The sequence below is a fragment of the Ruegeria sp. C2 genome, from assembly GCF_056537765.1.
On the sequence record NZ_JBQFRZ010000001.1, the window covers coordinates 1,025,876 to 1,039,422 of the forward strand.

General features: G+C 58.3%; 10 protein-coding genes and 2 tRNA genes. 5 read left to right on the forward strand and 7 right to left on the reverse strand.

Annotation, left to right across the window (positions count from 1 at the left end; genetic code table 11):
* Position 1: 1 nt before the first annotated feature.
* Positions 2–76, forward strand: a tRNA-Asn gene (locus ACR0IV_RS05235).
* A gap of 116 nt (positions 77–192) precedes the next feature.
* Positions 193–267: transfer RNA gene (locus ACR0IV_RS05240), tRNA-Asn, on the forward strand.
* Positions 268–285: 18 nt separating this feature from the next.
* Here the strand turns inward: ACR0IV_RS05240 and ACR0IV_RS05245 are convergent.
* The 4 genes from ACR0IV_RS05245 to zwf all read right to left on the reverse strand — a co-directional run bounded on the left by ACR0IV_RS05245 (position 286) and on the right by zwf (position 5,750).
* On the reverse strand, positions 286–1,905 hold the full coding sequence (locus tag ACR0IV_RS05245; protein WP_480657503.1) for a long-chain-fatty-acid--CoA ligase: 1,620 nt from the start codon (positions 1,903–1,905) through the stop codon (positions 286–288).
* A 106-nt stretch (positions 1,906–2,011) separates the two neighbouring features.
* The gene (gene pgi / locus ACR0IV_RS05250) at positions 2,012–3,622 is read right to left on the reverse strand and encodes a glucose-6-phosphate isomerase (protein ID WP_480657502.1); all 1,611 of its coding nucleotides are present in this window, start codon (positions 3,620–3,622) and stop codon (positions 2,012–2,014) included.
* 5 nt (positions 3,623–3,627) lie between these two features.
* Positions 3,628–4,299, reverse strand: coding sequence for a 6-phosphogluconolactonase (pgl, locus tag ACR0IV_RS05255; protein ID WP_480469680.1), 672 nt, complete (start codon positions 4,297–4,299; stop codon positions 3,628–3,630).
* Positions 4,296–5,750, reverse strand: coding sequence for a glucose-6-phosphate dehydrogenase (gene zwf / locus ACR0IV_RS05260; RefSeq protein WP_480657501.1), 1,455 nt, complete (start codon positions 5,748–5,750; stop codon positions 4,296–4,298). The genes pgl and zwf overlap by 4 nt, the downstream gene beginning before the upstream one ends.
* A 163-nt stretch (positions 5,751–5,913) precedes the next feature.
* Here zwf and ACR0IV_RS05265 point away from each other — a divergent pair, with 163 nt between their 5' ends.
* Positions 5,914–6,867 carry a radical SAM protein gene (locus tag ACR0IV_RS05265; RefSeq protein ID WP_480657500.1) on the forward strand — a complete coding sequence of 318 codons (954 nt, stop codon included), beginning with the start codon at positions 5,914–5,916 and terminating at the stop codon, positions 6,865–6,867.
* A gap of 3 nt (positions 6,868–6,870) precedes the next feature.
* Here the strand turns inward: ACR0IV_RS05265 and ACR0IV_RS05270 are convergent, their stop codons facing one another.
* On the reverse strand, positions 6,871–7,140 hold the full coding sequence (locus ACR0IV_RS05270) for an usg protein (protein WP_480469677.1): 270 nt from the start codon (positions 7,138–7,140) through the stop codon (positions 6,871–6,873).
* A gap of 193 nt (positions 7,141–7,333) precedes the next feature.
* Here ACR0IV_RS05270 and gyrA point away from each other — a divergent pair, with 193 nt between their 5' ends.
* Both gyrA and trhA read left to right on the forward strand, forming a co-directional pair.
* Positions 7,334–10,057, forward strand: coding sequence for a DNA gyrase subunit A (gene gyrA / locus ACR0IV_RS05275; protein ID WP_480657499.1), 2,724 nt, complete (start codon positions 7,334–7,336; stop codon positions 10,055–10,057).
* 126 nt (positions 10,058–10,183) lie between these two features.
* On the forward strand, positions 10,184–10,852 hold the full coding sequence (trhA, locus tag ACR0IV_RS05280; protein WP_480657498.1) for a PAQR family membrane homeostasis protein TrhA: 669 nt from the start codon (positions 10,184–10,186) through the stop codon (positions 10,850–10,852).
* Between the two features lie 28 nt (positions 10,853–10,880).
* On the opposite strand, the gene ACR0IV_RS05285 is transcribed toward trhA, so the two are convergent.
* Together ACR0IV_RS05285 and ctaA are read right to left on the reverse strand one after the other, a co-directional pair.
* Positions 10,881–12,350: a carboxypeptidase M32 gene (locus ACR0IV_RS05285; RefSeq protein WP_480657497.1), complete on the reverse strand. Its 1,470-nt coding sequence runs from the start codon at positions 12,348–12,350 to the stop codon at positions 10,881–10,883.
* Positions 12,351–12,353: 3 nt separating this feature from the next.
* Complete coding sequence (gene ctaA, locus ACR0IV_RS05290) at positions 12,354–13,499, reverse strand: heme A synthase (protein ID WP_480657496.1); 1,146 nt, start codon at positions 13,497–13,499, stop codon at positions 12,354–12,356.
* Between the last annotated feature and the right edge of the window lie 48 nt (positions 13,500–13,547).

Below are 13,547 nucleotides of genomic sequence, written 5' to 3' on the forward strand. Positions count from 1 at the left end.
TTCCGGCGTAGCTCAGCGGTAGAGCAGTTGACTGTTAATCAATTGGTCGTAGGTTCGATCCCTACCGCCGGAGCCAAATCTTCCCAAAATCAGCTAGATTTGCATCGTTTGCCACTGGCAAGTTTTTTCGTCGAAAAAACTCCAACGCCCTCTGGACGGCGCAGATACAGGTTGCTATACGGCGCGAACCGTTCCGGCGTAGCTCAGCGGTAGAGCAGTTGACTGTTAATCAATTGGTCGTAGGTTCGATCCCTACCGCCGGAGCCATTCTTCCCAAACTGGCACTTACCCTATCAGCGCATCGCTGAAATCCGCACGCAATGTGCGTTTCAGGACCTTTCCGGTCGCGTTCAGGGGCAAAGCGTCGACAAACACAACCTTGTCCGGCACCTGCCATTTGGCGATTTTACCGTCAAAGAATGCTAATAAATCCTGCTCGGTCGGCTCTTCGCCTTCGGCCTTCACGGCCACCAACAGCGGACGTTCATCCCATTTCGGATGCGGCACGCCTACGACGGCAGCAGTTGCCAGCTGAGGGTGCGCGACGGCGATATTCTCCAACTCGACAGAGCTAATCCATTCGCCGCCTGATTTGATGATGTCCTTCGACCGGTCGCGGATCGTCATGTATCCGTCCGGATCCAGCGTCGCCACATCGCCCGTCGCGAACCAGCCATCCTGCAGCAGGGCTTCATCCTGCATGTGGAAGTAACTATCCAGCACCCAGTGACCGCGCACCATCAGATCACCCTGAGTTTCACCGTCATGAGGAAGATCATTGCCGTCATCGTCGACGATCTTCAGTTCTACCCCAAAGGGTGGGCGGCCCTGATTCTCACGCAACTTGTGCTGCGCTTCGATGGGCATCTCCAGATGTTTGGCCATGGGATAGTTTGTGGTGCCCAGAGGGCTCATTTCACTCATCCCCCAGGCGTGAACGGTGTCTACGCCATAGGTCTCGCGGAAGGTTTCGATCATCGAGGGTGGACATGCGGCACCACCGATCACAGTGCGATTGAGACTTTCCAGCTTCGTTCCACATTTCGCGGCGTGGGCCAGCAGGCCCTGCCAGATGGTCGGCACGCCCATCGCCAGTGTCACTCCGAAGGTGTCGATCAGGTTGACCAGCGCTTCGCCATGCAGATCAGGCCCTGGCATCACCATGCGCGAGCCAGACATCGCGCTGGCGTAAGGGGACCCCCAGGCATTGACGTGGAACATCGGCACCACCGGCATCACCACATCCATGGCAGAATAGCCGATCACATCGCGCGTATTTGACGCAAAGCTATGCAGCAATGTGGACCGGTGCGAATAGAGAACCCCCTTGGGATTACCTGTCGTACCCGACGTGTAGCACAGGCTGGAGGCAGTATTTTCGTCAAAGCTGGGCCACGCAAAATCCGCATCCCCGGTTTCTATCAGCTCATCATAGAAAACCAGCCCCGGCACCTGAGACAGCGCGGCCTCATCGCGCGCGCCCATCAGAACGAAATGCTGCACCTCGGTCAGATGTTCTTGCAGAGCAGATACCAACGGCAGGAAGGTTGCATCAAAAAACAGGACCCGGTCCTGCGCATGGTTAATGATATAAGTCAGCTGTTCCGGAAACAGGCGTGGATTGATCGTGTGGCAGACGAAGCCGGCACCGGATACGGCATAGTAGATCTCTAGGTGGCGGCGGTTGTTCCAAGCCAGTGTACCCACGCGATCCTGCGGCTGCAGCCCCAGCTTCACAAGCGCCGAGGCCATCCGTCGCGCATTCTGCGCAATGCCCGCCCAGTTGGTCTCGGTTACGGTTCCGTCGGTTTCGACCGAGATAATCTCGGTCTGGCCGTGATAGCGTTCGGCGTGATCAATCAGCGACGAAATCAGCAAAGGCTGCGTCATCATCTGTCCCAGCATGGACATTCCTCCCATCGTCAGCGCTTGGCCGCGCCTTAGTCTCTTGGCAGCAACCCTGCCAAGAATTCAATTGTCTGACAATAAGAGAGTGCGACCGGGCGCGGCGTCAACTGCGATGGCGTAAAGCGTATTCGACCAGAGCGGCGGTCGAACCGTCCTTGCCCTCGGTGCCACTCTCTCCATCGACAATAGGACCCAGAGAAGTCGCCAGTTCCTTGCCCAGCTCAACGCCCCATTGATCGAAAGAGTTTATGCCCAGCAATACCCCTTCGACAAACACACGATGTTCGTAGATCGCGATGATCTGGCCCAGCACAAAAGGTGTCAATTGTGGGTAAATCAACGTGGTCGAAGGGCGATTGCCCGAGAATACGCGGTGCCTTGCCTGACGCTCCAACTCGTCTCCGGTCAGACCTTTTTCCGCCATACGTGACCGGGCTTTCTCTAACGAGCGCCCCCGCATCAAAGCCTCGGACTGGGCCAGACAATTGGCCAGCAACAACCGGTGATGATGCGCCAATTCGGGTTCATGCCCCTCGGCAGCCACCATGAACTCGCAGGGGATCACATCGGTGCCCTGATGGATCAGCTGATAGAACGCGTGCTGCCCGTTGGTGCCGGGCTCACCCCAGACCACTGGGCCGGATGGTATTGTCAGATCGCTGCCATCCATGGCGACGGATTTACCATTCGATTCCATCTCAAGCTGCTGGAAATAGGCAGGAAGGCGCAGCAGGCGTTGATCATAGGGCAGCACCGCGCGGCTGGCATGCCCCAGCACCTGACGATGCCAGATACCGACCAGGGCCAACATCACCGGCATATTCTCGACCCATTCTGCCGAGCGAAAATGCAAATCCATCGCCTGCCCGCCCCGCAGAAACGCATCAAACGCGTTTGATCCAACGGCGATCATCACTGGCAGTCCCACCGGCCCCCAAACGGAATAGCGCCCGCCGACCCAGCTGGCGAACCCGAACACGTGCTCTTCGGGGATGCCGAATGCGGCCGTCCTGTCCACAGCGCTCGAGACAGCCGCGAATTGCTGAGACAGGTCCCCACCCCCGTCCACCATCCACGCCCGTGCGGTACGTGCATTGGTCATGGTCTCGATCGTGGTGAACGTTTTCGTAGCCACGATGACCAGCGTGCGCTTCGGATCAAGCGGACGTAAAGTATCGGCAATATGCGCGCCATCCACGTTCGACACATAATGCAGCCGTGGCCCATCGTGATATGGCGACAGCGCATGGGTCGCCATGACCGGTCCCAGATCCGAGCCGCCGATGCCGATACTCACTACATCGGTAAAGCTGCCCCCCGCCCCTTGGATCGCGCCGCCGCGCACTTCCTCGGCGAAGATACGCATCCGCTGCAGGGTGTTGAGCACATCTGGCATCACATCCTGCCCATCAACCTCAACCGGGTCGCCATCAAGGTTGCGCAGCGCCGTATGCAGCACCGCACGGTCTTCGGTCTCGTTGATCTTCTGGCCTGTAAACATGGCCTCGCGGCGTTCGGCCAGCCCCGCCTGATCGCACAAATCAATCAAACCCGACCGGACACTCTCATCAATCTGTGTTTTCGAGTAATCAAACAGCAGATCACCGGTCGAGGCCGAGAACCCCTGCGCGCGCGCTGGATCGTCAGCGAACAGATCCTCGATACGTCGGCCCTGGGTCACCGCGACATAGGTCTTGAGGCTATCCAACTGCATCGCGTCTACTCCGCCCAATGAACCGTCATACCACTCAGCACTGCCGCGATCGGAGCATCTTCGGGCGGCAACGTCATAGCCCGCTCAAGCGCATCACGTTTGGCGGTGCCGAAAATGATCAGATGTTTCGAAAGCGCCCCCTCCAGAACCGGCGCAGTCAGGGTAATGCGCGGTTCTGGCTGCACATCGGTGCGTGCCACCGCAAGCGTTGGCGCATGGCTGTCCAGCGCGGCCGCCAACCCGTCCATCCCCGGAAAAAGCGAGGCGGTGTGCATATCCTCACCCATCCCAAGCACCAGCACTGACAGCGGCAGCACTGGGTTAATCAAGCTCTCAATCTCGGGTAAAACTTCCTCAGGTTCGTGGCCTTCAACATAGAGTGGCACATATTGCGCAACCGAGGCGCGGCTGGTCAGCAAACGCTCTCGGATCAGACGCTCGTTTGAGCGTTCGCTATCCCCCGCAACACAGCGCTCATCAGTGGGCAGAACCCGCACCCGATCCCATTCCAGATCGGCGGCGCAGAGGACGTCGAACACCGGCCCTGGTGTCGTCCCGCCGGGAACCGCAAGCGAGACCATGTCATGGTGCAGCAAGGCGGATTCCAAGTCTCCGGCGAGATCATTGGCGACATCTATCGCCAGCATGTCACGGTCGGCATATTCTTTGATATTCATGGGTTTATCCCCTGCCAGCGGCGACCATCTCGTTTCATCAGCAATTCGGCGTCGCCGGGGCCGGTGCTGCCACTTTCATAAGGTTTGGGCACATCGCCCCGTGCTTCCCAGCCAGCGATGATCGGGTCGGTCCAGGCCCAGGCGGCCTCGACCTCATCACCGCGCATGAACAGGGTCTGGTTGCCGCGAATAACATCCATCACCAGCCGTTCATAGGCATCAGGTGGATTCTGGCTTTCGGGTCCCAGCGCCTCGGCAAAACTCATGTCCAGCGGCACGTCGACCAGACGCATACCGCCCTGCCCGGGTTCCTTGATCGTCACCTTCAGCGTAATGCCTTCATTGGGCTGCAGCCGGATAGACAGCGCATTTGCATGGCGCCCCGCCTCTTCCCCGAAGATCGAATGCGGCGCGTCCTTGAACATCACATTGATGACCGAAGACCGTGCCACCAATTCTTTGCCCGTACGCAGATAGAACGGAGTTCCCGCCCACCGCCAATTGCTGATATGGGCGCGCAAAGCCACATAGCTTTCAGTTGTGGAGCGCGGGTTTCCTACAACGTCACGATAACCTTGGCCCGCTGCACCGTCGACGAATTGACCGCGCACGATGTGGTGCGGCTCAACCGGATCCAGCGCCCGGATCACCTTCAGCTTTTCATCACGCACCGCGTCGGGGTCGAATTTCGCCGGTGGCTCCATCGCGATGAGGCATAGAAGCTGCATCAGGTGGTTCTGCATCATGTCGCGCATCGCACCCGCGCGCTCATAATAATCCTCACGCCCGTCAATGCCGACGGTCTCAGCAACGGTGATCTGAATATGGTCGACATATTGGCTGTTCCACAGCGGCTCGAACAGCATATTGCCGAAACGGACGGCCATCAGGTTCTGCACCGTCTCTTTGCCCAGATAGTGATCGATCCGATAGATCTGGCTCTCATCAAAATGCGCTGCGAGCGTTGCGTTCAACGCTCGGGCGCTTTCCAGATCATGTCCGAACGGTTTTTCAACCACGATCCGCGCCTGCTCGGTCAAAAGGTCATGCGCTTTGATCTGCTCGGCCAGTGGTCCAAACAGGCGTGGCCCAACCGAGAAATAGAAGGCCCGTACGCGTTGCGGCTGCAACTTTCCGGCAAGCCTCGCCCAACCCTCATCCGACAAGGCATCCAGCGAAACATAATCAACGCGCTGCAGAAACCCCTGCAGCGCCTCGGCATCCCTAACCTGATCCGGCGCGTGCCGATGGAGCGATTCGGAGACCATCGCCCGAAACGCCTCGGCGTCCAGCCCACCCCGCGCAGCACCAATAATCTGAGTGTCCTGAGGCCATTGACCAGCGCAATAGCGTCGAAACAGCGCTGGAACGATCTTGCGCTGCGCCAGATCGCCAGTTGCGCCGAAAATGACCAGATCGAACGGGTCGACAGGTATGACACGAGAAACCATGCGTTTTCCTTACCTTGCCGCTTGGGCCATGTCCAATGTTAGCGCAACCATAAAGCAATAAATCGCTGCCATCAAAACTCCGTCAATGACAGGTTGTCCCACTTAACGAAACCCACCTGATTGGTTAGGTCAGGAAGGCAAGCGCACTGAACCGGATACCGGAATGAAAGACAACGTCCCGCAGGCTGCCAATATCGGCAAGTTTCAGAACAAAAAGGTGACAGCAGACGGCCAGACACGCGCCTCGGTCACCCTGACCAACCCCGAGACGTTGTGGTTCAATACTGGAACCCTGTGCAATATCGAATGTGTGAACTGCTACATAGCCAGCAGCCCAACGAATGACGCCTTGGTCTACATCACCGCTGACGAAGTGCGTGACTATCTGGATCAGATTGAAAAGCGTAAATGGCCTATCCGCGAGATCGGATTTACAGGCGGCGAACCCTTTATGAACCCCGAGATGATCGACATGACCCGTACGGCGCTGGAGCGTGGATACGAGGTGCTGATCCTGACCAATGCGATGTTGCCGATGATGCGTCGCAAAACGCGCGAGAGGTTGTTGGATTTGCAGCAAACCTATGGCGATAAGCTGACCCTGCGGATTTCGGTCGATCATTATCGGCCTGAATTTCATGATGAGGAACGTGGCGCAGGCAGTTTTGACAAAACGGTCACGGGAATGGAGTGGTTGCGCGACAATGGGTTCAAGATGGCTATCGCTGGTCGCACGCTCTGGGGTGATACCGACGCCGAAAGCCGCGCAGGCTATGCCGCGTTTTTTGCAAAGCATGGGTTTGACATCGACGCCCAGAACCCTGCTCAGACCGTCCTGTTCCCCGAGATGGATGAAACTGTGGAAGTGCCCGAGATTACAACAGCTTGCTGGGGCATTCTGAACAAATCGCCTGATGCGGTGATGTGCGCCAACTCACGAATGGTGGTAAAGCGCAAAGGTGCCGAACGTCCCGCTGTTCTGGCCTGCACGCTGCTGCCCTATGCGCCTGAATTCGAAATGGGTGCAACCCTTGCCGAGGCGGAATCCGACGTTCATCTGAACCACCCCCACTGCGCCAAATTCTGCGTGTTAGGCGGGGCAAGCTGTTCAGCCTGAGGGTTAATTCACCCGGAATTCACCCACCATATTTCGCCACTCCCCCGGGGCGATCATCTTACGATGGGTGAACCGGACCGAATGCAACGGTCCTTCGATCTCTTTTTGCCAGAATTCAACGAATTTAAAGAGTTTCGGATGATCCGGAGCAAGGTCGTAATCCTGCCAGATAAAGGTATTCAGAACATGAATATAATCGGGCATGTGATAAAAGAACTCCGCCGTCGTCAGCCCGTACCCCTTGAGCATCAATTCGGTTTCGCTTTGCGCCATTCAGACCTCCAAATTTGTTAAAAGGTCTTCTCAGGGTAACACGGAACCCTCCTAATACTTATATAACAATATGTTACCCTCGTGTTACTGCGGTATTTTTTGCTAAATCATCAGCTTGCTTGCACCTTATATGCCGGGTCTGATAAGGTGCATCCACAAGATATAGATCAAGAACAAGACACGGGCAGCCTACGTGAGCGATACGCCAGAAACCCCAGAAAACATGGATGAAACCCCGCCCGAGCGCCCAGTCTATGACGGCCCGACGGTCTCCATCGAATCCGAGATGCGCACGTCCTATCTGGACTATGCCATGTCGGTCATCGTGTCCCGCGCGATCCCCGATCTGCGCGATGGCCTGAAACCGGTTCACCGGCGGATTCTCTATGCCATGCACGAGACCGGGAATACGCATGACAAAGCGTATCGCAAATCGGCCCGCCCGGTTGGCGATGTGATGGGTAAATACCACCCGCATGGTGACTCAGCCATCTATGACGCACTGGTGCGGATGGCGCAGGATTTCTCGATGTCGCTGCCGTTGCTGGACGGTCAGGGCAACTTTGGTTCGATGGACGGCGATAACCCCGCGGCCATGCGCTATACCGAAGTGCGGATGGACAAGCCCGCCGCCGCGCTGTTGGCCGATATCGAAAAAGAGACGGTTGATTTTCAGGACAACTACGACGGCAAGGACAAGGAACCGACCGTCCTGCCCGCGCGTTTCCCGAACATGCTGGTCAATGGCGCCGGTGGTATCGCTGTGGGTATGGCCACGAACATCCCGCCGCACAATCTGGGTGAAGTGGTCGACGCCACGCTTGCGCTGATCGACGATCCGGATTTGACCTCGGAACAACTGATCGAATACGTCCCCGGCCCCGACTTCCCCACCGGCGGCGTGATGCTGGGCCGTTCTGGCGCACGCAAAGCCTATCTGGAGGGCCGTGGCAGCGTCATCATCCGTGCTAAGACGCGGGTCGAAGAACTGCGCAAGGATCGCTACGCCATTGTCGTGGATGAGATCCCGTATCAGGTAAACAAGGCTTCGATGATCGAGAAGATCGCCGAAGCGGTGCGCGAGAAACGCATCGAAGGCGTGGCGCATGTACAGGACGAATCCGACCGCAATGGCGTGCGCGTGGTGGTCGAACTGAAACGCGATGCAACGCCCGAGGTTGTGCTGAACCAGCTCTTCCGCTTCTCGCCGATGCAGACGTCCTTTGGCTGCAACATGCTAGCCCTGAATGGTGGCCGTCCCGAGCAGTTGACCCTGCGCCGGTTCCTGACGTCCTTCATCGACTTCCGCGAAGATGTAGTCGCCCGCCGCACCGCATACGACCTGCGCAAGGCGCGCGAACGCAGCCACATCCTGTGTGGTCTGGCCGTGGCCGTTTCCAACGTGGACGAAGTGGTCGCCACGATCCGCTCGTCGGCAGACGCCGCAGAGGCGCGCGAGAAACTGATGACCCGCCGTTGGCCTGCATCCGAGATCGAGGGCTATCTGCGCCTGATCGACGATCCTTTGTCCAAGATGAACGACGATGGCACCTATAACCTGACCGAGGTTCAGGCCCGCGCCATCCTCGACCTGCGCCTGCAGCGCCTGACCCAACTGGGCGTCAAAGAGGTCACGGACGAGCTGGAAGAACTGGCCGCCAAGATCAAGGAATACCTGGATATTCTGTCCTCACGCGAGCGCATCATGGGCATCATCGCCGATGAACTGCGCGACGTCCGCGAGAAATTCGCCGTCGACCGCCGTACCGAGATCGTTGACTGGTCCGGCGACATGGAAGACGAGGACCTGATCGAGCGTGAGGATATGGTCGTGACCGTCACCTCGGGCGGCTATATCAAACGTACGCCGCTGGCCGATTTCCGCGCCCAAAAACGCGGCGGCAAGGGCTTGTCGGGGATGCAGACCAAGGAAGAGGATGTTGTCACCAACCTCTTCGTGGCCAACACGCATACTCAACTGCTGTTCTTCACCACCGATGGCATGGTCTACAAGCTCAAGACTTGGCGCCTGCCGCAATCGGGACGCACCGGTAAAGGCAAGGCGATCGTCAACATCCTGCCGATCCCAACGGGCGTTTCCATCGCGGCGATCATGCCGGTCGATGTGCCGGATGAAGAATGGGAAAACCTGCAGATCGTCTTCGCCACCAGCGCGGGCGACGTGCGCCGCAACCGCTTGTCGGACTTCACCAACGTTCGCCGCAATGGCAAGATCGCAATGAAGCTGCCCGAGGGCGTGGAACTGGTAAACGCCCGCATCTGTTCAGAAGATGAAGACGTGATGCTGGTGACCAACTCAGGCCGCGCGATCCGCTTCCGCACTACCGATGTCCGCGTCTTCAATTCGCGCGAGTCGACTGGCGTGCGCGGCATCAAGCTGACCAATGGCGACCGTGTCGTCTCGATGTCCGTAATCCGCCACTTCGAAGCTGATCCGGATGAGCGCGCTGCTTATCTCAAAATGCGCCGCGCCGTTGCGGGGATTGCTGATGATGGAGAGACAGACGAGGACGAAGCCGCGCCCGGCTCAATCACACAGGAACGCTATGCCGAGATGTCGGCGGCCGAAAACCTGATCCTGACCATCACGACCGGTGGCGCAGGCAAGCTGAGCTCAAGCCATGATTACCCCGTCCGCGGACGCGGCGGCATGGGTGTCGCGGCGATGGACAAGGCAATGCGGGGCGGCGAACTGGTTGCGTCTTTCCCAGTTGAGATTGATGACCAGATCATGCTGGCAACGTCCAAAGGCCAGTCGATCCGTGTGCCGGTCGAAGGCATCTCATTCCGGTCTCGCAGCGCGGGCGGTGTGCGGGTCTTCAACACCGGCAAAGGTGAAGAAGTTGTTAGCGTCGCCTGGATAGCCGATCAGGGTGATGAAGAAAGCGAAGAATAACAAAGCACTACAGAAGTGTAACAAAGCGCCCGTTTTGCGGGCGTTTTTGTTATTCTGGGTCACGTTCATGCCAACGGCCCCGTTGGCGGACTTGCCCGAGACCCACCGCAGCCCTAGCCTTTTATTATGTGGTCTTTCGCCCATATCCGCCCTGCCTACAGCCGCGCTGAACGCATAAGCGATGGTGTCATTCATGTGCTGGGCGTGTCCTCGGCGCTGATCGCGGCTCCGATGCTGATCATCATGACAGTCTTTTATCGGTCCGACCCGGCGGCGGTCCTGGGGGCTTCGATCTATGGTATCACGCTGGTTCTGATGCTGACCTTCTCGGCGCTTTACAACATGATCGAACATGATGAATGGGCAGAGTTTCTGCGCCGTCTCGATCATTCCGGCATCTATGTGAAAATTGCTGGCACCTATACACCGTTTCTATTGCTTTCAGCCTCACAACCACCGGGGCTGTTGCTGGGCCTGTGGTCTTCGGCGACGCTCGGGTCGGTCCTGAAGATGATCGACCCCAGCCGCTTCCGCTGGTTCGGACTGGCGCTTTATCTGCTGATGGGGTGGGCCGCAGTCTGGGCCGGGCAGTCCATGCTGGCCGAGCTTTCGCCGGGCACCTTGACGCTTATGATTGCCGGGGGTCTGATCTACACCGCAGGCGTGGTTTTCTACCTTTTGGACTGGCTGCCCTATCACAACACCATATGGCATGTGTTCGTCTTGACTGGTAGCGGCCTGTTCTTTGCCGCCGTCGCCCTGCGTATCGAAATGGTACCGTCTGGACCCATCTAAGATCGAGCCCGATCAAACCGAGTGGGCCTCAAAGCCCGTATAACGCCCCAAACTTCTGCTCCAGATAGGCCAACAGCGGCTCTGGTCCCGGTTCCACGCCACTGGCGCGCTGGATGATTTCGCGGGGCGCGTACAGTCCTCCGTGTTGCTGAACCTGCTCTCGAAGCCAGCCGGTGGCCTCGGATGTATCGCCAGCTGCCAACTGCCCCTCAAGTCCGGGGACTGCCGTGCGCAGCGCCTGATACAGGCATCCCGCATAGACGTTGCCCAGCGAATAGGTCGGGAAATAGCCAAACAAGCCAACCGACCAATGCACATCCTGCAAACACCCGTTCGAGGGCTTATCCACCGCATACCCGAAATCCGCTTTGAAACGATCATTCCAAGCAGCCTCAAGGTCGCTCACCTGCAAGTCGCCGGCCATCAGGGCGCGTTCCAGATCAAAGCGCAGCATGATGTGAAGATTGTATTGAACCTCATCGGCTTCGGTCCGGATATACCCGTTATGGACCCGATTAACCGTGGCATAGAACGCATCCGCGTCCGCGACGCCAAAATCACCAAACGCATCAGTCATCTGCTCGAACAGCCAACCGGTAAAGGCACGAGACCGGCCCAACTGGTTCTCATAGATACGGCTTTGGCTCTCATGCACGCCCATTGATACGCCGCGCCCCAGTGGGGTCAGCAGATAGTCGCGGTCGATCCCCTGTTCATAAGCAGCATGTCCGACTTCATGAATTGTGGAATAGAAGCAGTTGAACGGGTCGGTTTCACTGGTTCGGGTCGTGATGCGCACATCCAGACCGCTGCCCGAGCTGAACGGGTGCACGGCCTTGTCTACGCGTCCATTGTTCAGATCATACCCAAAGGCCACAGCCAGCTTTTGTGACAGGCGCATCTGAGTGAGTTCATCAAAACGACCCGTCAGTGCAGCAGGCTCGGGACGATCCAGGACCGCGGCGCGCAGGGCAACCAGACGCGGGCGCATTTCGTCAAAGATTACGGCAATCTGGGCCCCGGTCGTGTAGGGTTCATAATCCTCGACCATCGCGTCATAGATATCGCCGCCTTGTGCCAGCGCTTCGCCTTCCTGGCGTTTCAGGGAAACAACCTCTTCCAATACCGGAAGGAAAGCCGAAACGTCTTCGTCCGCACGCGCCTGCGCCCATTTACCCTGCGCCGCCGAGGTTACCCGGGCAATTGCCGTCGCCAGATCAGCGGGCACCTTTACCGCCCGGTCATAGGCGCGACGGATTTCACGCAGCTGCGCCTTGCCAACCTCGTCCTGAGGCGCAGCCTGCTCCAGCCAGTCCGCAACACGCGGGTCGGAACGGCGGGCATGCAGAACAGCCTCAATCGCTGCCATCTCCTCTGCCCGCTGCGCAGCGGCACCGCGCGGCATCACCGTTTCCTGATCCCATCCCAACCGACCGGCAATCTGGCCCAAGGCCGAGGTTTCGCGCTGAAAGGCCATCAGATCATTGAATGCTGTCATGGATCATGCTCCGCGCAGAGAGGTTGCGATGGGGTAAGCTGTCAGGAACCGCGCTCGCAGGATCAAGGTCCAGACGACCACGGCCATGAACTGGTGGAAAATGGCGATCTGCCACGGGGCTGCGTAAACGACGGTCACGATGCCCACAACCACCTGTAGCGATAGCGCCGCAAAGGCCGCGTTGAATGCGAACCGCGTTTGTGGATGTGCGCTGGTTTGCCCCCGCCGCCAGACGACAAAGGCGAAGATGAGCAGCAGATAGCCCACGCAACGATGAATGAACTGCACCAGACCGGGGCTTTCGAAGAAGTTGCGCCACATCGGCTCAAGCATCGCCGCATCAGGCGGTAGCAGTTGCCCACCGATCAGGGGCCAGTCGGTGTAGGACCGCCCGGCGTCGATTCCTGCCACCAGCGCACCGATGAGGATTTGCAAAAAGGTGAAATGCAGCAGGCCGGTCGACAGAGAGAAAAGTTTGGTCTCTTTCGCACGCCGGGCCTGCATCAGGTCACGCTCTTCCCGGCCAAGTTCAAAGATATACCAGGCAAGAAAACCGAGGATCACGAAGGCCAGCCCCAGATGCGTCGCCAGACGATAGCTGGCAACGGCAGTCATACCTTCACCTTGCGTGACGCCCGAGGCAACCATCCACCAGCCGACAGCCCCCTGAACGCCGCCCAGAGCGCCAGGGATCAGCAGCTTGCCGGTCCATCCCGTCGGGATTTTGCGTGCCACAAGAAAGCCGAAGAACCCGATGGCCCAGACGAGGCCAATCACACGGCCCAGCTGACGATGACCCCATTCCCACCAATAGATGGTTTTGAAATCATCCAGTTCCATCCACTGGTTCTGAATGCGCCACTGGTCGATTTCTTTGTACTTATCAAACTCGGATTGCCAGTCAGCCTCATTCATCGGCGGGATGGCCCCGGTGATAGGTCGCCATTCGGTGATTGAGAGACCGCTATCAGTCAGGCGCGTTAGCCCGCCCACCGCAATCATCACCACCACCAGAGCAAACAGGATCATCAGCCAGGCGCGGATTGCATTGCGCGCGCCACCGCGGCCCCGATCGATCATACCGGGTTGAACTGCCTGTTGCTTTTTGGTGTCCGAGACTTCCTCGAAGATGCTGCGCTTACCGCTCATGCTGTCCTCATGTCCTGAATTTCATCGCAAGCTAGGGCCACCGGCAGC

Bases quoted from the DNA above. Each gene is read 5' to 3' on its own strand.
- ACR0IV_RS05245 (WP_480657503.1), bottom strand. From the start codon at position 1,905: ATGCTGGGACAGATGATGACGCAGCCTTTGCTGATTTCGTCGCTGATT.
- pgi (WP_480657502.1), bottom strand. From the start codon at position 3,622: ATGCAGTTGGATAGCCTCAAGACCTATGTCGCGGTGACCCAGGGCCGA.
- pgl (WP_480469680.1), bottom strand. From the start codon at position 4,299: ATGAATATCAAAGAATATGCCGACCGTGACATGCTGGCGATAGATGTC.
- zwf (WP_480657501.1), bottom strand. From the start codon at position 5,750: ATGGTTTCTCGTGTCATACCTGTCGACCCGTTCGATCTGGTCATTTTC.
- ACR0IV_RS05265 (WP_480657500.1), top strand. From the start codon at position 5,914: ATGAAAGACAACGTCCCGCAGGCTGCCAATATCGGCAAGTTTCAGAAC.
- ACR0IV_RS05270 (WP_480469677.1), bottom strand. From the start codon at position 7,140: ATGGCGCAAAGCGAAACCGAATTGATGCTCAAGGGGTACGGGCTGACG.
- trhA (WP_480657498.1), top strand. From the start codon at position 10,184: ATGTGGTCTTTCGCCCATATCCGCCCTGCCTACAGCCGCGCTGAACGC.
- ACR0IV_RS05285 (WP_480657497.1), bottom strand. From the start codon at position 12,350: ATGACAGCATTCAATGATCTGATGGCCTTTCAGCGCGAAACCTCGGCC.
- ctaA (WP_480657496.1), bottom strand. From the start codon at position 13,499: ATGAGCGGTAAGCGCAGCATCTTCGAGGAAGTCTCGGACACCAAAAAG.